The organism is Lysinibacillus telephonicus (assembly GCF_003966145.1).
Classification (GTDB): domain Bacteria; phylum Bacillota; class Bacilli; order Bacillales_A; family Planococcaceae; genus Ureibacillus; species Ureibacillus telephonicus.
The window spans coordinates 1-1,406 of sequence record NZ_RXNR01000149.1; the positions used below are offsets into that span (position 1 = coordinate 1).

The following is a 1,406-nucleotide window of genomic DNA, read 5'->3' on the forward strand; positions in this document are numbered from 1 at the left end:
CACTAGTGTTGCATTAATTTAAATTCACTATTAAAAATACTCAAAATGTTCAATATTATTATTTTATGCAAAGAAAAAGTCCTTTATAATGGATTAGTCAGGTGGTAACCCGTCCAAATCCACTAAAAAAGGACCATCACATGGACAAGATTACACGAAAAACTTCATTTGGACAATGGTTTTCACCTATAAATCTTCAATTATTTGAAGAAAACGTGAAAACGATGAAATTAGATTACTATACGAAAAAATTAACGACAGAGTCATTTCTAAAATTACTACTTTTTGCGCAGCTACAAGAAATTGAAAGTCTGCATGCGCTGGGTGATTGTCTTTTCGATGACCAGCTTCAAAAAGGGATAGACCTTGATTCTATTAGTATTTCTCAGTTGTCACGGCGGTTAAACGGCATAAACCCTGATCTATTTCAAAGGCTTTTCCTTGATTTAGTGTCACAAATTCATGCCAAAACGCATTACACGAAACTCGTGATGCCGTTAAAAATCATTGATTCAAGCACATTGCCACTTAATTTGACCAATCATAAATGGGCTAAATTCCGCAAAACAAAAGCAGGTGTAAAGTTACATTTGCGCCTTGTGTTTATGGAAAAGGGTATATCCTATCCTGAAAAGGCCGTTATGACAACGGCAAAAGAACATGACCGTGGTCAGCTTGAAATCATGGTGGATGACAAGGAATGCATGTATGTGTTTGACCGTGGTTATCTAGACTACGAGCGCTTTGATCGCATGACTGATGATGGCTACTTCTTTCTTTCACGGCTACGCAAAAATGCAGTCATACGGAACGTTTACGATTTTAAGCTACCCAAGGATACAGCTGTTTTATCAGACCAAATGGTGTTGATAGGTACGACTCAAAACCGTGCTGAAAATTACTTTCGGCTTCTAAAAGTGATTGACTCAAAAGGAAATGAACTTCATTTAATTACAAATCGTTTTGATTTAAGCGCCGAAGAAATTTCAGAAATGTATAAATCACGGTGGGCAATTGAGCTGTTTTTTAAATGGATCAAACAACATCTCAGCATCAAAAAGTTCTACGGTCAAAGCGAATGGGCGATTCAAAATCAAGTATTTATCGCACTAATTGTTTTTTGCCTACATGTTCTCGTACAAATCGAGACCAGAAGCAAGCGAAAAACCTTACAGATTAGCCGTTATCTAAGGGCTGCATTGTGGAAACCAGCGAATGTTTGGCTTCGAAAGATTGAAGGAAAAGCCATCCCTTAAATATGCAAATTGTCGTCGTTGCAAAAGTCTAATTGTAAATAAATTTCCAAATGGATGGGGACACCTTTGATTGGGTATTTACTTTTTTGCCTCTAAACAGGGAAGGTGAGTAAACTGAAAATTATGACACTATTTATGCAACACTAGTGA

General features: G+C 36.8%; 1 protein-coding gene. It reads left to right on the plus strand.

Going from position 1 to position 1,406, the window contains the following annotated elements; all coding sequences use genetic code 11:
* Positions 1 to 140: 140 nt before the first annotated feature.
* Positions 141 to 1,256 (plus strand): IS4 family transposase, encoded by a 1,116-nt coding sequence (locus EKG35_RS20640; protein ID WP_126296411.1) that lies wholly within the window; start codon positions 141 to 143, stop codon positions 1,254 to 1,256.
* The last annotated feature ends 150 nt before the right edge of the window (positions 1,257 to 1,406 follow it).